Origin of the sequence: Shewanella algae (assembly GCF_009183365.2) — a bacterium.
GTDB classification, from domain to species: Bacteria; Pseudomonadota; Gammaproteobacteria; order Enterobacterales; family Shewanellaceae; genus Shewanella; species Shewanella algae.
In genome coordinates, this window is the sequence record NZ_CP068230.1 from 4329153 (window position 1) to 4353185 (window position 24033).

The window sequence follows — 24033 nt, forward strand, 5'->3', positions numbered from 1 at the left end:
AATAAGATTAAGCACTTAGCTGGATGATGCCACACTGATAAAGTCCTCATTGATGCTGAGCGTGTATAACTCAAGTTGCACACTGGCCTTGGGATACTCAGACACCCGGTAATCCAGGCGCTTCCAATAGAGCTTGTCCGGCATGTTTTCCACCGCTTGCACAAACTTGAGCACGGCGAAATAGTCGCCTTCAAACTCCAGCACTATGCCGTGACTATAGAGATTCATCTGTTGTTCATCAGCTTTGCCTACCACCAGCAAAGGTGTTGGGGCGACAGACTTGAAGCCGGTCAGCTGTATTCCTTGCACCCGTTCCAGCAAGGCGGTAAGCAATGATGGCATATAGCTGGCGGGCACCATGTCGACCATCTGGCGGTCCAGTTGTTGATCCAACGCAGCGATATCACGATTGACTTGCCCCAAGCGGGCCTTGAGCGGCGTATCAGGGTCTTCCGCCAGGCGTTGGCGATAGAGCTCCAGCTGTTGCTGACTGAGTTTGATGCTACTCTGGCCGGCATGCAGGCGTTGCAGATTGCTCTGGCGCTCCAGCCAGAAAGACTCCAGCGGCAGATACAGCAGAAACAGCAGCAATAACAGGCTGACTCCCGCCACCATGATCCTCTCTCTTTGACTCAAACCATCAAAGGCTTGGCCCAGACGCCGAAGGAAATTCATTTCTTCACCTCCCGGGCTTCACTGGTCAGGACGAAGGCCAGTGGCTGGCCTGGCTCCCGAGCCATGGTCATGGAAGCAAACGAGCGCCCTCTCAGACTCTCGGTTTGTTTGAGCCTGTCTATCCAGCGCGGCAGACTCTGCGGATATTGGCCGAAACCTTCAAACTCCAGCTTGTCTTCTTCAAGTTTGATGCGGCTCAACCACACGCTGCCATCGGACACTTGGGCCAACTCCTGCAGCACAGGCGCAAAGCCCTTGGACGTCATGCGCTCCCGCTGCCCAAGCTCGGTCAGCAGTAAACCCTTGAGCTCTCGCTCCTGAGTACGACGCTCCAGCTCAATGACCAGCTCGGCACTAGGCTGACGCTTGGCCAATTCGGCTTCCAGTTGTTGTTTTTGGCTCTCCAAGGCCTGTCGCTGCGACTCGACCTCAAGCAACTGCCTGGACACTTGCGTTTGCTGCCACCATCCCAAGCCGATAAGTGAGAGTCCCAGTAACAAGAACACACCAGCAACAACCAGTAAACGAACAAAACTGAGCCTTAGCCTGGGAGGCAAGAGTGAAGATGAATAGAGATTGATCCGGGTCTTGCTCATTTGCTACCCCGCTCCAGTTCCAGATAGCTGAGCTCAGCCATTTTCATACCGACATCCATGCCATTGACCGGACGCACCTGCTGGTTAAAGTTACTGGACACAAGTTGCGCCAGAGCATCGGTTTGCCCCTGAACCATGATTTCAATCGAGGCTACCGGCGCTTGTCTGAGCTGGCTTTCAAAAAAGTCCATCGAGCGCTGGATCTCCAGGCTGAGGGTATCGGCAACGCCGAACCCCAAGGATTCGGCATCGGTCTGGTGCAGTTCGGCAAATCCGCGAATGCGCCGCTGCATGTAGAGTTCACCCTCGCGCACCACAGTGAGCAGTAACTCCTGCCCGGGAATTTGGCTGATCACCAGCCTGGCCATAGGGTCTTGGCCAAAGAGGTTAGTGGGCAGTAACTCTTCGATGCTGATCCCCACCAACTCCATACCGGCCTTGTCTATTCCCTGGGCCAAAGCAGATAGGCTGCTGCGGGAGCAAACCACCACATTGAGTTTGTCACTGCTTTTAATCGGTGATTCGAAGTAGTCCAGATGGATATCGGCCGGCGGCGGGCTGACCATGTCCTTGACCGCCCAAACCAGCGCTTGAGCCATCTCATCGGCTTCTACCTTGGGCCGGTCGGCGCTCAGAAGTTGATAATGGCCAAAGCCCAACGCCAACTGCAATTTTGAGGGGCCAAAGTCGGCATAGATAGCGGAAAACAGTGCATTCCAATCATCTTTTTGCAGTGGATAGCTGTGGCAGAGTGCACCTTGGTTGTCACTGCCGGGGCGAAAGACCCAGGCGTGATTGGCCGCGAGGAAAATGCCGGTAGCGACGCCGGATTCGGACGAGCCAAAGCTAAAAAGACGACTGATGAGTGACTTGTTCGTCATAGGTAACCCTGAGTCCCTGTGAAAGTGGTTGGCCTGACCTCGGCCTTAAGGTTAACAACTTGCTGCAACCTTAAAAATTAAGTCAATATTTTGGCGTATCCATTCTAAACACTAATCACTTCATTTTATAGGCAAATATTCTCAAACTGAGAACTGCTCTAAAGATAGGCTCACCCATGCTGATAAACAAGTCAAACGAATACAAGGCTTGTACTCTAGCTCAGGCGCTGGCCGGCATAGGCTCGCTGAACCAGCTGCCCTGAGCGGCGCTGACGCCGAGTATTCTCAAAGTCTGCCACTCTTCGAACAGCTCCACGCCTTCGGCACAAACCTGTACTTCGGTGCGGTAGAGTCCACCTATCAGGCTGCGAACAAACAGCTGATTTTCGGGCCGTAAATGGATCTGCCGCACTATGGATCTGTGCAGTTTAATCAGCTCGAACCCCGTGTCCTGAATATACTGGGTGCTGATCACCTGCTGCCCCACATGATCGACACACAGGCGCGCGCCCATTTTGCGGATCATTTGCAGCCTGGAGGCTATCTTCTCCTGATTGGGCGCCGCGATATCCTCACTGACCTCGAAGATCAACCTGCCGGTCAGATCCCGGTATTCCAGCAAGGTGGTACGCAGCCAACGGATAAAGGCGCGGCTCATCAGCGAATCCAGACTCAGGTTGATGCTGAAACAAACCTTCTTGTCCGGCTCACTCGGCAGCAACTCAAACAAGACTCTTTCCAGAGTCTGGCGCTCAATTTGCGGCATCAGCCCACATTTAACTGCCATAGGCAGAAACAGGGTCGCCCGCACCAGATTGCCCTCGGGATCTCTGGCACGGGTGAACACCTCTCTATGGTGCAGTTTGCCGTCACAATCCATCACTGGCTGGGTATAAGCCAGAAAACGCTTGTTGACCAAGGCCATTTCCAGAAAGCTGCGCCAGCGCACCGAGCCCTTGGCAAACTCCTGATCCACCGCACCCTTGTCATACATAAACCAGGTATTGATCCCCTGCAGCTGAGCCGCTCTCAGGGCCATTTCCGCCTCTTCCAGCAACTGTTGCTGACCATCGCCCACCTTGAAGTAAGCTCCGCCGAGATGATAGAAGTTGTCGGCGTTGTCCAGCTTGGGCAACACCTGGCTTTGGCAGACTTTCAGCAGTCGGATCGCCAGTTGATCGGCCTCCGCCAGGGAAATCTGGGTCACCACTATTGCAAACTGGTTATGGGAGCGGCGGGCAAAGAAACTGTTGGGCTGAGACTGCAGTATCTGGCTGATGCCGTTGACGTTTTGTCTTAGCAGCTCCAGCGTCAGGCTGTCTCCCAGCTGTTGCTGCAGCAGATCCAGGTCCTCCAGCTCCAACAGATAAAGCACCCCATGGGCTATCATGCCCTGTTCATTGCTCAGAGCATCGAGGCGATTCTTGAGAAACAGGCGGTTACCTATGCGGGTGTCGGGATCCAGGAAAGTATTGCTGCGGATAAACTTGTCAAATCTGGCCCGCTCTTTCTGGGCATCGGCCAGCTCTTCCAGCAAGCGACTTAGGGCGCGGTTAATCAATCTGGGTTTACCCTTGCCCGGCATCGCCAGCGCTTTTTCATGCTCACCCAAGAGGATTAAACGGCTGCGCTGTGCCAGCTCTTCAATCCCCTCCAGTTGCCGCGAATACCAGAGATAGCCGAAACGGACAAACGCCAGCACGGCACCCACGCCGACCAGAATGATCAAGACTTCGTACCAACCTGGTCTGTGCTGGGAAAACGGCTGCGGCAATTCCAGCTCCATGCGGATACCTGGGTTGTTCTTCAGCTGTGACTGATAACGCACCAGGTTTTCTGTGCCTATATTGCCTTTATATTCAAACAATAACTTGTCGTAATGCCAGAGCTTAAAGCTGGCGGCGTTGTAAGCAATTAACATGGGAGGCAGCCAGGACTCCAGTTCCCAATTGCTGCTGGGTTGGTACTGGTTGGTCAGCATGGTTTCCAGCTCCGTGACCTTCTGTTGCTGGAACTTGTAGGTCAGCTGCAGGAAACTCATCATGGCACAGAGCAGAAACACAAACGCCACTGTCGTCAGCGACAAGAGCCAAAAACTGGTGAGTTTTTTTGTGAGAATTCGGGTGAGTTTCATCGAGGGCGATCCTGCCAGTCTTCTTATTCTTCTAAGTGTTGAGCCGCCTCACTGCGGGAACTCAGTCTGTTGATTATTCAGCAGCCGTACGCAAAAGGCAACCGACAAGCTGCACAGCACGGCAAATGCCCCGTTTGCCTTGCAGAAACAACAAAGGGGCCAAACAAGGCCCCTTGGGAGTAAAGCTGCTATCAGACTTCCGGGTATTGCGGCAGTGTGTCTATCTGAGCAACCTGCGAGTCTATGGCTGCTTGCGCCACAGCCTTGGCGACTTTGGGCAACAATCTAGGGTCCATAGGCTTGGGCAGCACATATTGCGGGCCGAAACTCAACTCGCTGACATTGGGGTAAGCCGCCAACACAGATGCTGGCACAGGCTCCTTGGCCAGTTCAGCAATGGCATAAACCGCGGCTATCTTCATCTCATCATTAATGCGGCTGGCACGCACATCCAAAGCGCCACGGAAAATGAATGGGAAACAGAGCACATTGTTGACCTGGTTGGGATAGTCGCTGCGACCGGTTCCCATGATCAAATCGCTACGTATCTCATGAGCCAGTTCAGGCTTGATCTCAGGATCCGGGTTGGAGCAAGCGAAGATCACCGGCTTCTCGGCCATCATAGCCACTTCCTCGGCACCGAGAACATCAGGCCCAGACAGCCCCAGGAACACGTCGGCCCCCTTGATCACATCCTGCAGCGTGCGCTTGTCTGTGTTGTTGGCAAACAGCGCCTTGTACTCGTTGAGATCTTCACGACGGGTATGGATAACGCCCTTTCTATCCAGCATGTAGACGTTTTCACGCTGGGCTCCACACTTGACCAGCATGCTCATACAGGCGATGGCCGCTGCGCCTGCGCCCATACAGACAAACACAGCCTCTTCCAGTTTCTTGCCCTGGATCTCGAGGGCATTGATCATCCCGGCGGCAGTAACGATTGCCGTGCCGTGCTGGTCGTCGTGAAACACAGGAACCTGGCAGCGCTCGATCAGCTCACGCTCGATTTCAAAGCACTCAGGCGCCTTGATGTCTTCCAGGTTGATACCGCCAAAAGTGTCGGCAATCGCTTCGACTGTATGAATAAACTCTTCAGCTGTGCGGTGTTTTACTTCGATATCTGTGGCGTCGATATTGGCAAAGTGCTTGAACAGCAAAGCCTTTCCTTCCATTACCGGCTTGGATGGCAAGGGGCCAAGGTTACCCAGCCCCAGAATGGCGGTACCGTTGGAAATCACGGCAACCGTGTTGCCCTTATTGGTGTATCTGTACGCATTGGCAGGATTGGAAGCGATTTCACGTACCGGCTCTGCCACCCCCGGGCTGTACGCCAGCGCCAAATCCATACTGGTCTCGGCGGGCTTGGTCAGCGTCACTGCGGTTTTGCCTGGAACGGGGAACTCATGGTAATCGAGCGCTTTTTGACGGAAATCTGTCATTTTTAAATCCTGAAATGCGGAATGATATTAAGTAAAAACCGTACAAACACAGGTCTGGATCACTGCAGAACTTCCTCTACAGTGACTCAAATCACAAGGCGCTAAAGATACGCGAAAAGGCACTGTTTTAAAACAGTGAGATAGAAATTTTCCGCTTAAGTCAGGCATTTTGCTTCTAAGGGGGATTTTCTAAACTTATCTGTGATGGATGAGTGGCGATCATCTGCCATTTTTTGTAGGAAAAATACAACTTACCCCGCACTATAACGGCTCTTTTAAGCGAGTTCAGCGCTAAAAGGTTGCTAAAATTACCAGATCCGGTCTGAGGTATGCCGACATAGAAGTTATTATCCAGAATAAGCCACAAATACTGTCCCTTTCTTTCAAAATCTGTCACCACACCTCTGACCAGCCGATACTGATTTAAATCCTGCTGGCCGATAGCCGAAACCGCCTTGGGGGCATAGTCATCAAACACCCACAAACCTGTACTCTGAGTTCGTGCTTGCTGCTCCAGCTTGGCAAAGCATTCCCAAAACGGATGTTCCTGATAGACCCTGGCCATGGCAAAACCCTGTTGCAGCAGTTCCTGCTGCAACAATAAACCATCCGGAGTAAAGACATAGGCCAGAGTGCGACCATAGGGATCCAGCTTGGTTGGGCCAAACATCAGCGCCAGTTCGTCCCCCGCTTTGAGCTTAGAGGCGACAAAGGCCCTGGCCTCCAGACTGTAGCGCTGGGAGAGACTGGGATACTGATGATCTATCTCGGGGGCATTGACACCTATCAAGCGTATCAGGCGGCCATCTTTGAGTGTGAGGGTATCGCCATCATTGATATAGGCGAGTGTAACCTTTTCGCTGGCAGTATAGGGAATACACAGATTGCCGCTTGTGCTGGCCTGCGCCAATCCCAAAGACAGCAAACTACCCAGCAGCAACAGACATATAATCATGCATGAATGACGCCCAAAGCCAGCTCCTGAGTTAGTACTGTGCCATTGAGATATCATGGCGCCTCCCTTGGCTGTAATTGCCTCTTGGCTGAGTGGAATCACGGTCAAAATCCTTTTTTAACTCTTAACGTTGCCCCCTAGCCCCGGGTCAAGGTGATATCCGAAACATAACCGTGGGCACAACTTTGCAAGGCCTGACTAAGCATGGCGGCGGCTTCGTCGGCAGTCATAAAGCTCGACGTATCCACCAATTTACCGCTACTGGGCCAGAACCCGGTTGCCATTCCGCCGGGGTAGACGGCTATCAGCTTTATCTTGCTGCCCTTGAGTTCCAAGCGTAAGGATTCCAGCATGCCTCTGACAGCCCATTTTACCGCGCAGTAACTGCTCTCTCCGGCCTTGGGTTGCAGCGCCGCGGTAGACATGACAATCACCAGTGTCATGGACTCTTGCCGCCAACGAGCCAACATGGCTCTGAGCAGCAACAGAGTAGACAATAAGTTATTGTCGATAAGGGTCTTTATCTCGACCGGTGACTGAGTTTCCAGGTTACCGAAGCGGCCGCTGCCGGCACAGTGCAGCAGCATTTCGGGGGCCTCGCCCAAGGTATCGAGCAGAGCCTCAATCGCTTGCGGATTGGTTAAATCTGTGGCTTGGCAACTGACACCGGGCAACTCTGCCGCCAGTTGTTGCAACCTCTGTTCGCTGCGGCCGGTTAACAACAAGGACGCTCCTTCAGCATGATAACGCCTCGCCAGCGCTGCCCCCAAGCCACTGCTGGCCCCGGTGATCAATTTCATTTGCTTTGCTCTCCGACTTTAGATGGGGACTGTGGCAGAGGCCGATAGGTTTGGCTTTGCCAGTCAAATTGATAGGTCTTGCCCTGCCATTGATACAAGGTGCGATTACCTTGTTGTATCACCCTGGCATTGGCCGGTAGGCTGGCACGACTCCCTGTATCGGCCAAGGTTTCAAAGTGAGTCGTTACTCGCTGCGGTGGCGCCACTACCACAGGCTCCGGCTTGGGTTGCCTGCGATATACATAGGGGCGCTGCCAGCGATCTCTGTACCAAGGATCATCCCACTGCCAACGATTCCACGGGTCGTAGCGCCAGGGCGATAGCCAGGGATTGTTAACGCCCCAATACAGGCCCCAATGACTTCGTGAGCCATGGTTATGCCGGCGGTTGTCATCTCCTCTATGAATATCACCCTGATAGTGGCGCTCGGCATGGGAGTTATCCCTGGCAGCAGCCACCAGTGGCAAACTCATCAGTATCAGACTCAGGAAAAATGCTCGTTTCATATAGCCTCCAGGCTTCAAGGCCCGCAGCTTTCATGCTACTACGGCTGGCGCCCGGATTCATCAGTGAATCGCAGGAGAAATAAAGATGACTCAGCGGGCATTCAGCCAAGGGTCGCCTGTTTGTCTCTGCTCCCCCATGCGACAGCAGTTAACCGCTGCCTGGATTAATGCTATAGTGCGCGCCATTAATGCATTCGGCAGCGAGGCTATTTCCACATGAGTTTTAAGGATTTACGCAGTTTTATCGATCACCTCGAGAGTCAGGGTGAGCTCAAGCGTATCAGCTATCCGGTTGATCCTTATCTTGAAATGACCGAAATAGCCGATCGGGTGCTGCGTGCCGGTGGCCCGGCCCTGTTGTTTGAAAATCCCAAGGGCAAACAGATGCCCGTGCTGGTGAATCTCTTCGGTACTCCGAAGCGGGTCGCCATGGCGCTGGGCAAGGATGATCCCATGGCACTGAGGGACGTGGGCGAACTGCTGGCGTTTCTCAAGGAGCCCGAGCCACCCAGGGGCTTCAAGGATGCCATTGCCAAGATCCCCATGTTCAAGCAAGCACTGAACATGCCGCCCAAGACAGTGCGTAACGCCCCTTGCCAGGAGGTGGTGTTGCAAGGCGATCAGGTCGACCTGACCGCCCTGCCCATTCAGCACTGCTGGCCCGGCGATGTTGCACCGCTGGTAACCTGGGGTTTGACCATCACCAAAGGGCCGAGACAGAAACGCCAGAATCTGGGGATCTACCGGCAACAACTGCTGGGCAAAAACAAGCTGATCATGCGCTGGCTGTCACACAGAGGCGGGGCATTGGACTTTGCCGACTTCAAGCAGCAGCACCCAGGTGAAAAATATCCTGTGGTAGTGGCGCTGGGCAGCGACCCTGTCACTATTCTCGGCGCCGTCACTCCAGTGCCCGATGCCATGAGTGAATATGCTTTTGCCGGACTGCTGCGCGGTGAGCGCACCGAAGTGGTCAAGGCCTTGAGTTGCGATCTGGAAGTGCCGGCCACCAGTGAGATCATTCTCGAAGGTTATATCGATCCCGAAGAGATGGCGGTGGAAGGCCCCTACGGTGACCACACAGGTTATTACAATGAAACCGACAGTTTCCCTGTGTTTACCGTGACCCATATCAGTCACAGAAAAGATGCCATCTACCACAGCACCTACACGGGAAGACCACCGGATGAACCGGCCATGCTCGGGGTTGCCCTCAATGAGGTCTTCGTTCCTATCCTGCGCAAGCAGTACCCGGAAATCGTCGACTTTTACCTGCCACCGGAGGGTTGTTCTTACCGGATGGCGGTGATCTCCATCCGCAAACAATATCCCGGCCATGCCAAGCGGGTGATGATGGGAGCCTGGTCTTTCCTGCGTCAGTTTATGTATACCAAGTTTATTGTCATAGTCGACGAAGACGTGAATTGCCGCGACTGGCAGGACGTTATCTGGGCCATAACCACCCGGATGGATCCCAGCCGCGACACTGTGATGATAGACAACACACCCATTGACTATCTGGATTTTGCGTCACCCGTGGCGGGACTGGGATCCAAGATGGGCCTGGATGCCACCAATAAGTGGGAAGGTGAGACCACCCGCGAATGGGGCACCCCAATAGTGATGGACCAAGAGGTTAAACAGCGAGTGGACGAGATTTGGGAGCAGTTGGGCATAGAAGACCAAGCTACCCTATAATCCGCAATAACTGCTTTAGCCATTATTAAAATAAGCCTTCAACAGAGAGGTAAAAAGGAAGTTCGATGAATAGCATCCGCTGTAAGATAGAGAAAGTTGCCCCATTCAATGACGCTGTGTACCAAGTATTGCTGCGCCCCGAAAAACCGCTGGAGTTCAAGGCAGGTCAATACCTGTGTGTGGTAATGGGTGAGAAAGACAAGCGTCCCTTCTCCATAGCTTCGGCTCCCGGCAGCGAACTCATAGAACTTCACATAGGCGCAGCCGTCAGCGAGAGCTATCCCATGCAAGTGGTCGAGCGGCTGAGAAACAACAGCCATATCGATATCGAAGCTCCGGGCGGTGAAGCCTTCCTCAGACACCAGAGTATCAGGCCCAGACTGCTGGTTGCCGGTGGTACAGGCTTCTCCTATATCAAGAGCCTGGTAGAGCAGCAAATCGCCCTGGGGCAAAAGGTTGAAACCCTGCTCTATTGGGGCTGCCGCAATCCTGAAGCCATGTACTACGAAGCCATCGCCAGAGAGTGGCATCAAGCGCACCCTTGGCTGCACTTCGTGCCGGTAGTAGAACAGGCCGAGGCCGACTGGCAGGGGAAACAGGCCAATCTACTGGCGCAGATACGCTCGGACTTTGTCAGCTTGGTGGGCTATGACATCTATATTGCCGGTCGTTTCGACATGGTCGGTGCCGCGCGGGAGCTGTTCCGCGAGATGGGACTGGATGAAGCCCACCTCTACGGCGATGCCTTCGCCTTTATCAAATAACTGTCTTCATCTTTATCTAATAATGGCCGCTGCCAGCGGCCGCTATTTTTTTGCCACCATTAATGTGTGTCAGCTCTCATCCACCGGGGTGCACAGTCCCAGCGCTCTGACATAGAATAAACAGATACACAGAAACCCCGGACACAATGGAGTTCCCATGAGTCATCCTCAAGTCACATCACTGAAACTGAAGCGTAAATCCAAACTGCTCGAGATAGGCTTCGATGATGGCAGTCAGTATCAGCTGAGCTGCGAATTTCTGCGGGTTCATTCTCCATCGGCCGAAGTACACGGCCATGGCAACCCCAAGCTGGTGACTCACAAGAAAGAGGTCAACATCAGCGCCATTGAGCCGGTCGGCAATTATGCGGTGAAGCTGGTCTTCGACGACGGCCATGATACCGGCCTCTATTCCTGGCAGATACTGCACCAGCTCTGCACCCAACACACCGAACTCTGGGAACAATATCTGGCTAGGCTGCGTGCCGAAAAGGGCAGCCGTGAAGCCCTGATCAGCATGAATATCAAATATAACTGAGGAAGGTGCGAACAAATTCCACGAGGACTTATTCGTACCTTTGCTAGCGGATCAGCGAGCCCAAAGGCAGCCCGCTGAGCGCCCTGGCATCCTGCTTGGAAAACCAGGTGTCGGGTAATGTCACCTGCTGCCACAGCTCCCGGCACAGCGATTGGCTGTCCTGCCAATTGCCGGCCAACAGCCAAGGCACCAGCAGGTCGCCCACATCCGGGTAGTTAATCGGCTCAGGGCTACCCCGTTTGAGCCAACGTTTCACCGTTTGCGGCTCCAGCGTCATCATGCTGTCGGCCGCTGCCAGCAGCTCCAGGGCGGCCACATTCGACAGCTGTTCAAACTGCCCAAGCAAGGGTTTAACCAAGAGCTTTTTACCCAGGGTCAGGGCTTCACTGGCCAGTTCAAATCCGGCATTGGCTATCACCCCACCGCAGCTGGCGAGATCGGCCTTGAAGCCTTCACGATCAAAACCATGCCACAGAATATGCTCAGGTAAAGCAACTGGCGCCGCCTGGCTGTGATACACCATAAAACGGTAGTCATGGAAAGGGTGCAACAATTCGGCGATAGCTTGTGGGCTCTCAAACGGTAGATACACCAAAATATCGTGCGAATGTTCCACGGCGCAGCGGCTGACATCGACAAAGGGCGGCAATATCGGATAACCAAAGTGATGCCAGTGACACCCCAATGCCTGATCCACGGGAGCGAAGTTTTCCAGCAACCAGTCGTTGAACCAGGAGTTTCCTACTTTGGGCACAGGGTATTTGAGGGAAGCCTGATGACTAATGCCTATGCTGGGCACTCCCTGACGCCTGGCGGCCCAGGCCGAAACAGGCTCAAAGTCATTGAGCAAGAGATCATAGCCACTGAGATCCAACTCGCGAATGTCTCGCCAAAGCTCAATGGCGGAATTGTGCATCAGTGTCTTGGGGATGCTGACCCGTCCCTTTTGAGTCACAAAGGTCAGCCCGGCACAGACCCGGTAATCGCCGAAGGCCTGCATATCAAAAAACTGCTCCGGCTGGCGACCACTGAAGAAATAATCAACCTGAATATCGTGCTTTGCCAAGGCTTTGGCTACTACTCTGGCGCGACTCAAATGGCCATTCCCTGTGCCCTGAACGCCGTAAAGTATCCGCATTGATAGTCCTTATATCCAAACTACTGCTATGAGAGTGGCACTGCAGCCCAAAAGGGCACCGGCCAAGATATCGAGAGGGTAGTGAACACCGAGAAACACCCTGGAAACCCCAACCAGGCCAGCCCAGATAAATGCCGGCACTGCCAGCTGCGGGTAAATTTGCCATACCGCACTGGCGAACACGAAGGCACCCGCCGTATGGCCGGACGGCAGACTGAATTTGTCAGAGGGCTCAAAGCTGGCCCTGAAGCCCACCAGAACCTGATGACATGGGCGTTTACGTCGAATGGCATTTTTGAGTAACAGGTACAAAGGCAATTCCACTGCATACGCCAACAGCAACAAAGCGAAGAAGCGCTGTCCATCCTGCTCCAGCAACATAAGCAGCGCCAGACACAGGTAAAGCGGACCATTACCCGATGCAGAAAACTTGAGGGCGCTGGCTTCCAGATCATGTTTGCGGCCAAATTGTGTCAGCGCGCGAAAGGTTCGAAGATCGAGTTCAGCAAGGTAGGTAAACATGGCTGAGGCTCCTTCTGTGGACAGTAAGGAGCCGGGTCAAGGGCTCCGTTCTGTGTAGCAGTAAAGAGCCTAGTCAAGGGGTGTGACGGACAGGTGACACCTGCCCTAAGCTTTTATGACATCAGGCAGTGACAGTAGCCCGGCCACGATAGATTTTGATCAAATGATAGATGTTGATACAAGCCACAAAGGCGTTCATCCCCGCTACCGGCCAGGCAGAAATAGCTGCACCGTAAATCACAAACAGGGTACAACCGGTAAAGTTGATCCAACGCAGCCAGATAATATCCTTCATCATCAGTGAAATAGCCACCATGATGGAGGCAAAATAGCCAACGATTTCAACTGTGTTAAGAGCTTCCATAAGGCACCTCATTAAGGCCCTCTGCCGTCCATAAGCCTGACGGGGGATCCGTGCCCCTAAAGCAGGTTAAAGTTAAGTAAGTTTGAATGGTGCCAATGCTAACAAAAGTCACAACAGAGTTGTAATAAAAATACGTTATTTAATGAGCTGCATCAAAAAACGCTGCATATATAGACAGGAGTTACGAAATATTACCACGCAAATGTTAACGGAGATAAAATCCAGCAATACCGTGATTGATAACACTTTTCTTTTCAAGAATCCCTTATATACTGGCACTTAGTGCGTTATCCCGCGGTCTTGTCAGACCCTGCGGTTCAACAGGAGTGTAAATATGGAATACAACACCTCAGAACTTTGTGACATGTACCTGGATGTTGTCGATGTCGTCGAGCCCATGTTCAGCAACTACGGTGGCTGTAGTTCATTTGGCGGCTCCATTAGCACCATCAAGTGTTTCGAAGACAACGGCCTCATTCTCGATGTATTGCAGGACGATGGCGAAGGAAAGGTTCTGCTGGTAGACGGTGGTGGTTCTCTGCGCCGGGCGCTGATCGATGCCTCGATTGCCGAGGTTGCGGTCAACAACAACTGGGAAGGCATTATCGTTTACGGTAGCGTGCGCGATGTCGATGCCCTCGAAGAGCTGGATATAGGTATCCAGGCTTTGGCCTCCATTCCTGTTGGTGCCGATGGCAATGCCATTGGTGAAGTGGACATTCCGGTGAACTTCGGTGGCGTCACCTTCCTGCCTGGCGATCATATCTATGCCGATAACACTGGGGTGATTCTTTCTCCCGAGCCTTTGGATATCGACTGATAACGACCTCTGCACAAAAGCCGGCCTCTGCCGGCTTTTTTGTTGCCTTTTGCTCAGCCTCGGCCAGAATAGAGGCTATTCTTGCCCCGTCAGAGAAAGGGATATTCTATGGAACTGCCGCTCTCCCCCATCACGCAAGCCAAGCTGGCTCAATCTTTCAGCCCCAGAGAAGGTGAAACCCGTCTGGGTCAGAAAGTGCGCCTGCTGCCAGGCGCGGCAAGCTATATGGATGCGCTGACCCAGGCCAAAGCCGCAGGCGCCCGTTTTGCCATTATCGGAATCAAGGAGGACCTTGGGCCCAGGGCTAATCTAGGGCAAGGCGGTGCCAACCAGGCCTTTGCCGCCATGTTGCCGGCGCTGCTTAATCTGCAGTCCAACCGCTTTTTAAGTGGTGAAGAATGCCTGCTGCTGGGGGAAATCACCCCGGTTGCCAATGCTGCCAATGATTGTCAGCAACTCAGACAAGAGGTGGAGTCTCTGGATCAGCAGGTCATCGAAGCCCTGACTCCGGTTTTTGCCGCCGGGCTTGAGCCCATCGTCATCGGCGGTGGCCACAACAACGCCTTTGGCTTACTCAGCGCCGCCCGGGCGGCATTATCCAAGCCGCTGGCGGCGGTCAATCTGGATCCTCATTCAGACTTCAGGTTGCGTGAAGGCCGCCACAGTGGCAATGGTTTCAGTTATGCCGCGGCCAACGGCGCCCTGGGGCATTATCACGTGCTCGGGCTGCATGAACTGAAAAACAGTGAAGCCAATCTGGAACAACTTACGGCCTTCGGAGGCAGTTGGCACAGCCTGCAACAGATTTGGGTACGCCGTGAGCTGAGTTTAGAACAGGCACTGAGCGACATTGCCCGCCAGCTGCGTCATACAGGTCTACCGGTCGCCATAGAGCTGGATCTGGATGCTATAACCCGGATGCCTTCCAGTGCCTCAACCATTGCCGGTATTCCATTGTTGGATGCGGCACATTACGTCAGCCATATGGCGCGCCACACCCCAAGTGTTTATCTGCATCTGGCCGAAGGCGCCCCGGCATGCCACGACGCAGGTTTAGCCGCCGGTTACAAGGCCGTAGGTCAGTGCCTTGCCGAACTGATTTACGCCTATCTACAGGCCAAACAGGTCTGAACACTGCCACACTCTTTTCGCTGTAGCACCGCCAAGCTTGCCCGTGCTCAAATAGGCAGGACGGCTAAGCGAAGTTCAGCCGCAATAGGGAATGCTATGGCGGCTGGGGCTATTCACCCCCGGCGGATATTGTGGTCTAATGCGCAGTCTGGCCTGGGGCCAACAGCATTTTTTACTGCGGCGATCACAGCTTGGCCGCGCAAAGATTCAGCAAGCTGTACCAATAGCTTACACTCGCTGCAATACGAGCTAGTCATAGGAATACACTGATGTCTGAAGACTCACCAAAGAGTACACATTTCGGGTATAAAACTGTCGAAGCCGATAAGAAGGCCGACCTGGTAGCCGGAGTCTTCCATTCCGTTGCCACTAAATACGACATCATGAACGATGTCGCTTCCTTTGGTATCCATAGATTCTGGAAACGCTTCACCATTGAGTGCGCCGGTGCCCGTCCGGGAATGAAGGTATTGGATCTGGCCGGTGGTACCGGTGATTTGACCGCCAAGTTCTCTCACCTGGTGGGTGACAAGGGTCAGGTTATCCTGGCGGATATCAATGATTCCATGCTCAAAGTCGGTCGCAGCAAGCTGCGCGACAAGGGCATAGTGGGCAACGTCAGTTATGTACAGGCCAACGCCGAAGCACTGCCCTTCCCGGACAATCACTTCGATATCATCACCATCGCCTTTGGCCTGCGTAATGTGACCGACAAAGACGCGGCGCTGCGCTCCATGCAACGTGTGCTCAAGCCAGGCGGTAAGTTGTTGGTATTGGAGTTTTCCAAGCCACAGCATGAGATCATGCGTAAGGCCTACGATCTGTATTCATTCAAGATCCTGCCCAAGATGGGTCAGCTGGTTGCCAAAGATGCCGACAGCTACGAATACCTGGCCGAGTCCATCCGTATGCACCCGGATCAGGAAACCCTGAAACAGATGATGCAAGATGCCGGCCTGGAGCAGGTGGATTACATCAATATGACCGACGGCGTAGTGGCTCTGCACCGAGGCTATAAGTTCTGAGATGAATGAGCTGAGCCTGACATCCCAGTGGCGGCTGCTGTGCTGCACCGCTCTGGAGATGGCGCTAGAGAAAGTCACCGACCAAGCCGAGGGCGAATATGCCCGGTTGAAATCGCTGCACGGTAAAGTCCTGTGTCTGCAACTCAGTCAACTGAACTGGCCACTTTATTTAGTGTTTGCCAAAAAAATTCAGGTGCTTTCCAGCTATGAAGGTGAGGCAGCGGTTACCGTCAAGGCCGATGCCACCGCCCTCTACCGCCTGGGCGAAGGCGAAAGCCTCACCGAGCTTATCAAACAAGATAAGCTGGTAATCGAAGGGGAACTCGCCTTGCTGCAAACATTCAGCCATTTTCTGCAGCAGGTCAGGTTTGACTTTGCCGAGCCTTTGTCCCGGTATCTGGGCGATGCCCCGACTCATATCTTGTTAAGTGGTCTGCAGCGAGCCAAGGCAGATTTAAGCCGGGTTTTTAACAAGACCCAATCCCATCTGGCGCAATTAACCACCGAAGAGTACAGATTAGCCCCTCATCGGCTTGAATTTATTCACCATTGCGACAAAATTGACGAGCTTGTGGCCGCCACGGACGCTCTGGAACAACGACTCGCCAATTTGAAGGACAAGAAAAGCCCATGAGTTTCGCCAGTATCAAGAGAGGATATCAGGTTATCAGCATTGCCCTGCATTATGGTTTGGACGAGCTGTTGCCGAAAAAGTTGACCCCTTGGTACTTCAAACTCTGGCGCCGCAGTCTGTTCTGGCTGCGCAACAAACATAAATCCAAGGCCGGTGGTGAACGGCTGAAACTGGCCATGCAAGAGTTGGGGCCGGTTTATATCAAGTTCGGCCAGATGCTCTCCACCCGTCGCGATCTACTCAGCGATGAATGGGCCCATGAATTGGCCATGTTGCAGGACAGAGTCCCGCCATTTGACTCCAAGCTGGCGCGGGAAGCCATTGAAGCCGAACTCAAGGCCCCCATAGAAACCCTGTTTGACGACTTTGACGATACCCCGCTGGCCTCGGCATCTATTTCCCAAGTGCACACGGCAACGCTCAAGTCCAACGGCAAGCCTGTGGTTCTCAAGGTATTACGCCCCAATGTAGAGCAAAACATTCTCGCCGACTTGCAACTGATGAGCCAGAGTGCCAATCTGCTGGAAACCATTCTCGGCCCGGATAATCGCCTGCGCCCGGCCGAAGTGGTGGAAGACTACCGCACTACCATTCTGGGAGAGCTCAACCTAAAACTGGAAGCGCTCAACACGGTCAAGCTGCGCAACAATTTTATCGACTCCAACGCCCTCTATATTCCCTATGTTTATGAAGAGCTGTGCTATCCAAGGCTGATGGTGATGGAGCGCATCGAGGGGATCCCGGTTTCGGACGTTGCCGCGCTCAAGGCCCAGGGTACCAACCTCAAGCTACTGGCCGAGCGTGGGGTGGAACTCTTCTTTACCCAGGTATTTCGCGATAACTTTTTCCACGCCGACATGCACCCGGGCAACATCTTTATTTCCCGCGAGCATCCGGAAGATCCTTTCTATATTGGTCTGGACTGCGGCATCATGGGAACGCTCAACGACACGGATAAACGCTATCTGGCGGAAAACTTCCTTGCCTTCTTCAATCGTGATTACCGCCGTATCGCCCAGCTGTATGTGGAATCCGGTTGGGTTTCGGCCGATACCGACATTCAGGCCTTCGAGCAAGCTGTCAAAGTGGTGTGTGAACCTATGTTCAACAAGCCGCTGGATGAGATCTCCTTCGGCCATGTGCTGCTGGAACTGTTCCGTACCGCTCGCCGCTTCCACATAGTGGTACAGCCACAGTTGGTCTTGCTGGAAAAGACCTTGCTCTATATCGAAGGCTTGGGACGTCAGCTCTATCCTCAGTTGGATCTGTGGCAAACGGCCAAGCCTTTCCTCGAACAGTGGATGGCCGAACAGGTCGGTCCAAAGGCAATGTTCAAAAAAGTGCAAACACAATTGCCCTTCTGGTCTGATAAACTTCCAGAGTTTCCGGAGCTGATATATGACAATCTGAAGCTGGGGCGAAATCTCCTTGGAGCTCAGCAGCAGATGTTGGACAAATATCTGAAGCACCAGCAGAAAGCGCACAAGAGCAATTATTTGTTAATCACATCCGCAATTTTGTTGATCTGTGGCACGATTTCACTCAGTCAGGACGCTACACTGTGGCCTTCCTATGTCAGTATGGGAGCCGGAGCAATCCTGTGGTTTATTGGATGGCGATCCAGGCCCAAAATTAAGAAATTTTAATTAGTACATTTTAATTAAAGGTTCATAATTGAACCAAGATTATCTAAGAGGAAACCTTCATGGGTGGTATCAGTATTTGGCAACTTCTCATCATCGCGTTAATTGTAGTGCTGCTGTTCGGCACCAAGAAGCTGCGTTCACTGGGCGGCGACCTCGGCGGAGCAGTCAAGGGATTCAAGAACGCCATGTCCAGTGACGATGACAAGAAGGCCATCGAGGACACTTCTGCACAGAACACTCAAGCAGACCCCAAAGCACAGGCGGCTGATAAGAAGCCAGAGTCCAAGGACAAAGAACAGGCGTAATTCCCTATGTTCGATGGTATCGGCTTTATGGAGCTGCTGCTCATCGGGGTATTGGGGCTGGTCGTTCTCGGCCCCGAACGTCTCCCGGTAGCGGTACGTTCAATTACCGGTTGGATCCGTGCCATGAAACGCATGGCCAATTCGGTCAAAGATGAACTTGAGCAGGAGCTCAAGATCGAGCAGTTACATGCAGACCTGAAAAAGGCCGAGAGCAAGGGCCTCAGCAATCTGTCTCCCGAACTGCAGGAGTCTATCGACCAACTGAGAGAGGCGGCCCAATCGGTCAACCGTCCCTATCAGGTTGAAGACAGCAAATCTCCAGCCCAGGAAGCACCCAAGGCAGAAGCCGCTGTCGAGGAGAAGACACCTGCCACCGAGACGGCTCCCAAGCCGACAGGTACTGACACTAAATAATGGGTAAAGCATGTCGCAACAGCAGCCATTAATCAGCCACTTGCTGGAACTGCGCACTAAACTGCTCAGAGCTATAGCAAGTGTGCTCATCGTGTTTATCGCCCTGGTTTACTGGGCAAACGACATCTATCACTACATGGCGATCCCATTGATGCAGTCACTGCCGGATACCGGCAGCATGATTGCAACGGATGTGGCCGCACCGTTTTTCGCTCCCTTTAAACTGACGCTGGTACTGTCTTTTTTCATTGCTGTGCCCTATGTGCTGTATCAGATCTGGTCCTTTGTTGCGCCCGGACTGTATAAACATGAAAAACGTCTGGTAGTCCCGCTATTGTTCAGCAGTACTCTGCTATTTTATTTGGGGATCGCCTTTGCCTACTATGTGGTGTTCCCGGTTGTATTCGGCTTCTTTACCAGTGTGGCTCCGGAAGGGGTTCAGGTTGCGACCGATATCAGCAGTTATTTGAGCTTTATTCTGAAGCTGTTCTTTGCCTTTGGTTTGGCATTCGAGATCCCGGTCGCCGTGATTTTGCTGTGCTGGGCCGGTGTCACCACTCCGGAAGACCTGAGAGCCAAACGCCCCTATATCGTTGTCGGCGCTTTTGTGGTGGGCATGTTACTGACACCTCCGGATGTTATTTCTCAGACTATGCTGGCCGTGCCAATGCTGTTATTGTTTGAGGGCGGACTCTTGGCTGCCCGTTTTTACAGCAAGGCTTCGGATGAATCAGACGAGGACGAGACCGAAGAAAAGCAAGCGTAATCAGCGGGCAGCAAGGGTAAAAACAAGAATAAAAGAAGGATGATATTCATGCGTTTAACCTGGATTGCTGCCTCTACTGCTGCACTGCTTTGTTTTCAGGCTCAGGCCGGAATAGAACAGCAATTGGCTCAGTGTGCCTCCCTATCTGACAAGCTTGACCGGCTCATCTGTTACGATGAGCTGGCTGCCAAAGTCACCCATGCAAAAGTCACCCCTACAGAGGCTGCAGTGGTTGCCGCTGCGCCTGTGGCCAAGAGTGTCCAGGCCGATCCTGTGGCCGACTTCGGTGCCGACAACCTGGAATCCACTATCCAGGCCAGCAAGAAAAACGAAGTTGCGAAGATTTTCCTGACCATCAGCGAGGTCGGTAAAGACCCCTATGGTGCCCTCAAGATCAGCTTCAGTAACGGTCAGGTTTGGAAACAAACCGACAGCCGCAATTTCCGCCTGGAATCCGGGCAGAAAGTTTATATCGAAAAAGCCGCCTTAGGCTCATTCCTGTTGGGAACTGAAGGGCGCAACAGCACTATCAGGGTCAAGCGTCTGCAGTGAATCAATACCTGGATATCGCTGTCAATCTGATTGGCAGCCACCTGGAACAAGATCTCAATCGAGTTATCAATGAAGCGGCGGACCAAGGTGTCTCGCCGCTTATCCTTATTGGCAGCCATCTGGATGAAAGCCGAAGTTGCATCCAGGTTTGCCGACAATACCCCAAAAAAATCTACACCACAGCTGGTGTCCACCCCCATCATGCCAGCCAGTGGCAGACGGAGAGCGCCGCCGAACTGAGGCAACTGGCCAGGCAACCTGGAGTCGTTGCCATAGGGGAATGCGGCCTGGACTACAACAGGGACTTTTCGCCGCGCCGGCAGCAGCGCCAGGCTTTTGAGGCCCAGTTGACACTGGCGGCAGAACTACAATACCCGGTACTGATGCACCAGCGCGATGCCCATGATGACTTTTTGGCTATTTTGGACGACTATCTGGAAGCACTACCGGCGGCGCTACTGCACTGCTTTACCGACGGCCCCAAACAGGCCGAGGACTATATTGCCAGAGATCTGTACCTGGGCGTGACAGGTTGGGTTTGTGATGAACGCCGGGGACAGGACTTGGTAAGCGCCCTGCCCTTGATCCCGGATAACAGATTATTGCTGGAAACCGACAGTCCCTATCTACTGCCACGCAGCATGAGACCCAAGCCCAAATCCGGCCGCAATGAGCCCAAATATCTGCCTTATATCGCCCAGGCTGTCGCCGACATCCGCGGTCAGTCGCTGGACAGTCTTGCACGCCAGTGCTATAGCAACAGCTTGCGTTTCTTTAAGCTGGAGAGCACCCATGGCTAATGCTTACTCTGTACTGCTGCTCTTCTGTAGTTTGCTGTCTCTGGCGGTTAACGCCGAGCCCAGCGTCGAAGTTTCAGCCTCAAAGGGGCTGGATTCGGATTTACGCCCCAGTACCCGAGTAACAGAGCAAGGCCCAGATAGTCGCCTCAGCCAGGTGCTCAACCTGCCGGATTCGGCCTGGCACCCAGCGAATGACTACAGCTTTGTCGACATGGGAACCGATGGTCTCTGGTTCAACTTTAGACTCTACGCCGATGAGCCCGGCAGTTTCAACAGAATATTGGCCTTCAATAACCCCAGTATGGATAGGCTGGAGGTTTACCACTACGTCAATGGTCGTCTCAAACGTCAATTGACTCTGGGAGATACCCAACCCTTTGGCCACAGAAGCATATTGAGTACCGACTTCCTCTACGCCTTTGACATCAGGCAGCAGGAACAGCACCAATTTTGGTTGAAGCTGACCACGGCCGGCAGCAGCTATCTGCCTATTCACCTCTGGGAGCCATACGCGCTACTGCAAAGCCATGAAACCCGCAATATGCTCAATGGCATACAGTTAGGCGCCCTGGCCGCTATAGGCTTGTTTGCGCTGTTCATTGCAGTGACTACCCGCTCCTTCAGTTACAGCTATTACGCCGGTTATGTGCTCACAATGACCCTATTGGTTGCCTGCATCAATGGCACGGCATTTCGCTACCTATGGCCCAATGTGCCACAGTTGCAACAGTATGTGATCCCTTTGTTGGTTCCCCTGGTTATCGCCTTTGGGATCCTCTTTACCGAGAAGGTATTACAGCTCAAGTATCACAGCATTCGCATGTTGAGGGCCTGTCGCTACACGGCGGCCTGCGCCATACTGCTGATGTTCGCGACTGTGCTTATCGATTATGCACTCGCCATCTATATCGAGATCATCTCAGTGATGTCAGTGAGTTTGATGTTGCTGATTTTCAGTACCCTGCAAGCGGTGCGTGGCAATAAACTCGCCAAGCTCTACACCGTCTCCTGGAGTGGAATGACACTGGGGATCTTCGTCTCCTGTCTCATGTATCTGGGTCTTATCAAACTGCCCTTGATGCCACAAACGCCAGTGTTATTAGGGCTCACTTTCGAGGTGGTGTTTATGGCAGCAGTGCTGGCAATACGCTACAACGATGAGCGCAAGGCCAAGCAAAGAATTCAGCAGGAAGCGCTGAAACAGGCAGAGCGGATCCGCGAAGCCAGGGAAGAAACCCTGAGGATGGAAGCCGAGAGCAACGAAAAGCTGGAGCGTATGGTGCAAGAGCGTACTCTGGAGCTGGAAATCGCGCTCAGAGAACTGAACGAAGCCAACCAGAAGCTCACCGAGCAGGCCACAATAGACAGTCTTACCGGAGTTAAAAATCGTTCCACCTTCGACAAGCGTCTGCAGGCCGAAGGGCGCATCAGCCGCCGGCAACAGACACCGCTGGCACTGCTGATGCTGGACATAGACAGGTTCAAGACCATTAACGACAAACATGGTCATCTGGCCGGCGATCAAACCCTTAAGAGTATTGCCGATACCCTCAAGAATATCCTCAGGCGTCCAAGTGATCTGGTATCACGTTTTGGCGGTGAGGAGTTTGCTATTATATTGCCCAATACTGATACTAGCGGGGCCTTGAGAGTGGCAGAACAGATACGTCACGCCATCTCGGCCTTGGATGTCAGTTGGGACAAACAGACTATCCCTCTGACGGCAAGTATCGGCGTCAGCGTCGCCATCATAGAGTCGGACATGCACATCACCCAGTTGCTGGAGCAAGCCGACAAGGCGCTGTATCGTGCCAAGAATTCAGGCAGGGATCGGGTCTACGCCTTCGATCCCGAGCAAGATACCCTTTCAGATCCAGCCAGGAGCCCAAAGTGAACATAATTACCAGTGCCTACCCACAGCGTCGTATGCGCCGTATGCGCAAGCATGAGTTCAGCCGCCGCCTGATGGCTGAAAACCAGTTGACGGTCAATGACCTCATCTACCCCATGTTTGTGCTCGAAGGCAACAAACGTACCGAGTCGGTGGCCTCCATGCCGGGCGTTGAGCGTTACAGCATAGATCTGCTGCTCAAGGAAGCCGAAGAGCTGGTAGAGCTGGGGATCCCCTTGATTGCCCTATTCCCCGTCACACCGGCGGAGAAAAAGTCCCTGATGGCCGAAGAAGCCTACAATCCCGATGGTTTAGTGCAAAGAGCCGTGCGTGAGCTCAAGGCAGAGTTCCCTCAGCTGGGCGTGATGACAGATGTCGCGCTGGACCCCTACACCACCCATGGACAGGACGGCATCATCGATGAGACCGGTTATATTATCAATGACGTCACCACTGAAATTCTGGTGAAGCAGGCGCTGTCCCACGCCGCTGCCGGTGCCGATATGGTGGCTCCTTCAGACATGATGGATGGTCGCATAGGCGCCATACGTCAGGCACTCGAAGCCGCCGGCCATGTCAACACCCAGATCATGGCCTACAGCGCCAAGTATTCTTCTAACTATTATGGCCCCTTCCGCGATGCGGTCGGCTCTGCCGGCAACCTCAAAGGCGGCAACAAACACAGTTATCAAATGGATCCGGCCAACTCGGACGAAGCATTGCATGAAGTCGCCCTGGATATCCAGGAAGGTGCCGATATGGTAATGGTGAAGCCAGGCATGCCTTATCTGGATATAGTGCGCAGAGTCAAAACCGAGCTGGGTGTGCCGACTTTTGCCTATCAGGTCAGCGGTGAATACGCCATGCATATGGCAGCAATTCAAAACGGCTGGCTGGCAGAAAAAGCCATAGTGATGGAATCTCTGTTGTGCTTCAAACGCGCAGGCGCCGATGGCATTCTCACTTACTTTGCCAAGCAGGCCGCCCAATGGCTGAAAGACGCCAAGTAAATTGAACTCCAAAGCCGCCTTCAAGGCGG

At 53.3% G+C, this 24033-nt stretch carries 26 protein-coding genes; 15 read left to right on the forward strand and 11 right to left on the reverse strand.

The window, feature by feature from the left end; genetic code table 11:
• Positions 1 to 15: 15 nt before the first annotated feature.
• From E1N14_RS19325 to E1N14_RS19360, 8 genes are all read right to left on the reverse strand, one after another.
• Positions 16 to 675 carry an MSHA biogenesis protein MshJ gene (locus E1N14_RS19325; RefSeq protein WP_025011840.1) on the reverse strand — a complete coding sequence of 220 codons (660 nt, stop codon included), beginning with the start codon at positions 673 to 675 and terminating at the stop codon, positions 16 to 18.
• The gene (locus E1N14_RS19330; protein ID WP_025011839.1) at positions 672 to 1271 is read right to left on the reverse strand and encodes a PilN domain-containing protein; all 600 of its coding nucleotides are present in this window, start codon (positions 1269 to 1271) and stop codon (positions 672 to 674) included. Before E1N14_RS19330 ends, E1N14_RS19325 begins: the two co-directional genes overlap by 4 nt.
• Complete coding sequence (locus tag E1N14_RS19335; RefSeq protein WP_025011838.1) at positions 1268 to 2152, reverse strand: hypothetical protein; 885 nt, start codon at positions 2150 to 2152, stop codon at positions 1268 to 1270. The genes E1N14_RS19330 and E1N14_RS19335 overlap by 4 nt, the downstream gene beginning before the upstream one ends.
• A 220-nt stretch (positions 2153 to 2372) precedes the next feature.
• Positions 2373 to 4286 carry an RNase E specificity factor CsrD gene (gene csrD, locus E1N14_RS19340; RefSeq protein ID WP_062793674.1) on the reverse strand — a complete coding sequence of 638 codons (1914 nt, stop codon included), beginning with the start codon at positions 4284 to 4286 and terminating at the stop codon, positions 2373 to 2375.
• A 191-nt stretch (positions 4287 to 4477) separates the two neighbouring features.
• Positions 4478 to 5725, reverse strand: a complete 1248-nt coding sequence (locus tag E1N14_RS19345; RefSeq protein ID WP_025011583.1) for a malic enzyme-like NAD(P)-binding protein — start codon at positions 5723 to 5725, stop codon at positions 4478 to 4480.
• A 175-nt stretch (positions 5726 to 5900) separates the two neighbouring features.
• The gene (locus E1N14_RS19350; RefSeq protein WP_025011582.1) at positions 5901 to 6680 is read right to left on the reverse strand and encodes a thermonuclease family protein; all 780 of its coding nucleotides are present in this window, start codon (positions 6678 to 6680) and stop codon (positions 5901 to 5903) included.
• 137 nt (positions 6681 to 6817) lie between these two features.
• The gene (locus tag E1N14_RS19355; RefSeq protein WP_025011581.1) at positions 6818 to 7480 is read right to left on the reverse strand and encodes an SDR family NAD(P)-dependent oxidoreductase; all 663 of its coding nucleotides are present in this window, start codon (positions 7478 to 7480) and stop codon (positions 6818 to 6820) included.
• Entirely contained in the window at positions 7477 to 7986 is a 510-nt protein-coding gene (locus E1N14_RS19360) for a hypothetical protein (RefSeq protein WP_025011580.1), read from the reverse strand. The genes E1N14_RS19355 and E1N14_RS19360 overlap by 4 nt, the downstream gene beginning before the upstream one ends.
• Before the next feature lie 216 nt (positions 7987 to 8202).
• Between E1N14_RS19360 and ubiD the strand changes: the two genes are divergently transcribed.
• The 3 genes from ubiD to E1N14_RS19375 all read left to right on the forward strand — a co-directional run bounded on the left by ubiD (position 8203) and on the right by E1N14_RS19375 (position 10986).
• Complete coding sequence (gene ubiD / locus E1N14_RS19365; protein ID WP_025011579.1) at positions 8203 to 9684, forward strand: 4-hydroxy-3-polyprenylbenzoate decarboxylase; 1482 nt, start codon at positions 8203 to 8205, stop codon at positions 9682 to 9684.
• Between the two features lie 65 nt (positions 9685 to 9749).
• Complete coding sequence (fre, locus tag E1N14_RS19370) at positions 9750 to 10448, forward strand: NAD(P)H-flavin reductase (RefSeq protein WP_025011578.1); 699 nt, start codon at positions 9750 to 9752, stop codon at positions 10446 to 10448.
• 157 nt (positions 10449 to 10605) lie between these two features.
• Positions 10606 to 10986, forward strand: a complete 381-nt coding sequence (locus E1N14_RS19375; RefSeq protein ID WP_025011577.1) for a gamma-butyrobetaine hydroxylase family protein — start codon at positions 10606 to 10608, stop codon at positions 10984 to 10986.
• A gap of 43 nt (positions 10987 to 11029) precedes the next feature.
• Here the strand turns inward: E1N14_RS19375 and E1N14_RS19380 are convergent, their stop codons facing one another.
• The 3 genes from E1N14_RS19380 to E1N14_RS19390 form a co-directional block, all read right to left on the reverse strand.
• The gene (locus E1N14_RS19380) at positions 11030 to 12124 is read right to left on the reverse strand and encodes an MJ1255/VC2487 family glycosyltransferase (protein ID WP_025011576.1); all 1095 of its coding nucleotides are present in this window, start codon (positions 12122 to 12124) and stop codon (positions 11030 to 11032) included.
• A gap of 9 nt (positions 12125 to 12133) precedes the next feature.
• A complete protein-coding gene (locus E1N14_RS19385) occupies positions 12134 to 12646 on the reverse strand; it encodes a phosphatase PAP2 family protein (protein ID WP_025011575.1) in 513 nt (170 codons plus the stop codon).
• A gap of 121 nt (positions 12647 to 12767) precedes the next feature.
• Complete coding sequence (locus E1N14_RS19390; RefSeq protein WP_028781361.1) at positions 12768 to 13010, reverse strand: YgjV family protein; 243 nt, start codon at positions 13008 to 13010, stop codon at positions 12768 to 12770.
• Between the two features lie 334 nt (positions 13011 to 13344).
• Here E1N14_RS19390 and rraA point away from each other — a divergent pair, with 334 nt between their 5' ends.
• From rraA to hemB, 12 genes are all read left to right on the forward strand, one after another.
• On the forward strand, positions 13345 to 13830 hold the full coding sequence (rraA, locus tag E1N14_RS19395; protein ID WP_025011574.1) for a ribonuclease E activity regulator RraA: 486 nt from the start codon (positions 13345 to 13347) through the stop codon (positions 13828 to 13830).
• A gap of 108 nt (positions 13831 to 13938) precedes the next feature.
• Positions 13939 to 14961, forward strand: a complete 1023-nt coding sequence (locus tag E1N14_RS19400; RefSeq protein ID WP_025011573.1) for a formimidoylglutamase — start codon at positions 13939 to 13941, stop codon at positions 14959 to 14961.
• Between the two features lie 269 nt (positions 14962 to 15230).
• Positions 15231 to 15986 carry a bifunctional demethylmenaquinone methyltransferase/2-methoxy-6-polyprenyl-1,4-benzoquinol methylase UbiE gene (ubiE, locus tag E1N14_RS19405; protein ID WP_025011572.1) on the forward strand — a complete coding sequence of 252 codons (756 nt, stop codon included), beginning with the start codon at positions 15231 to 15233 and terminating at the stop codon, positions 15984 to 15986.
• Position 15987: 1 nt separating this feature from the next.
• The gene (locus tag E1N14_RS19410) at positions 15988 to 16620 is read left to right on the forward strand and encodes a ubiquinone biosynthesis accessory factor UbiJ (RefSeq protein WP_062793673.1); all 633 of its coding nucleotides are present in this window, start codon (positions 15988 to 15990) and stop codon (positions 16618 to 16620) included.
• Positions 16617 to 18266: a ubiquinone biosynthesis regulatory protein kinase UbiB gene (gene ubiB / locus E1N14_RS19415; RefSeq protein WP_025011571.1), complete on the forward strand. Its 1650-nt coding sequence runs from the start codon at positions 16617 to 16619 to the stop codon at positions 18264 to 18266. Before E1N14_RS19410 ends, ubiB begins: the two co-directional genes overlap by 4 nt.
• 59 nt (positions 18267 to 18325) lie before the next feature.
• The gene (gene tatA / locus E1N14_RS19420; RefSeq protein ID WP_028781364.1) at positions 18326 to 18571 is read left to right on the forward strand and encodes a Sec-independent protein translocase subunit TatA; all 246 of its coding nucleotides are present in this window, start codon (positions 18326 to 18328) and stop codon (positions 18569 to 18571) included.
• A 6-nt stretch (positions 18572 to 18577) separates the two neighbouring features.
• Positions 18578 to 18985, forward strand: coding sequence for a Sec-independent protein translocase protein TatB (gene tatB, locus E1N14_RS19425; protein WP_028781365.1), 408 nt, complete (start codon positions 18578 to 18580; stop codon positions 18983 to 18985).
• A 10-nt stretch (positions 18986 to 18995) separates the two neighbouring features.
• Positions 18996 to 19751, forward strand: coding sequence for a twin-arginine translocase subunit TatC (gene tatC, locus E1N14_RS19430; RefSeq protein ID WP_025011570.1), 756 nt, complete (start codon positions 18996 to 18998; stop codon positions 19749 to 19751).
• A gap of 48 nt (positions 19752 to 19799) precedes the next feature.
• Positions 19800 to 20303: a hypothetical protein gene (locus E1N14_RS19435; protein ID WP_025011569.1), complete on the forward strand. Its 504-nt coding sequence runs from the start codon at positions 19800 to 19802 to the stop codon at positions 20301 to 20303.
• A complete protein-coding gene (locus tag E1N14_RS19440) occupies positions 20300 to 21103 on the forward strand; it encodes a TatD family hydrolase (RefSeq protein WP_025011568.1) in 804 nt (267 codons plus the stop codon). Before E1N14_RS19435 ends, E1N14_RS19440 begins: the two co-directional genes overlap by 4 nt.
• Positions 21096 to 22997: a sensor domain-containing diguanylate cyclase gene (locus E1N14_RS19445; protein WP_025011567.1), complete on the forward strand. Its 1902-nt coding sequence runs from the start codon at positions 21096 to 21098 to the stop codon at positions 22995 to 22997. Before E1N14_RS19440 ends, E1N14_RS19445 begins: the two co-directional genes overlap by 8 nt.
• Complete coding sequence (gene hemB / locus E1N14_RS19450; protein WP_025011566.1) at positions 22994 to 24004, forward strand: porphobilinogen synthase; 1011 nt, start codon at positions 22994 to 22996, stop codon at positions 24002 to 24004. Before E1N14_RS19445 ends, hemB begins: the two co-directional genes overlap by 4 nt.
• Positions 24005 to 24033: the final 29 nt, after the last annotated feature.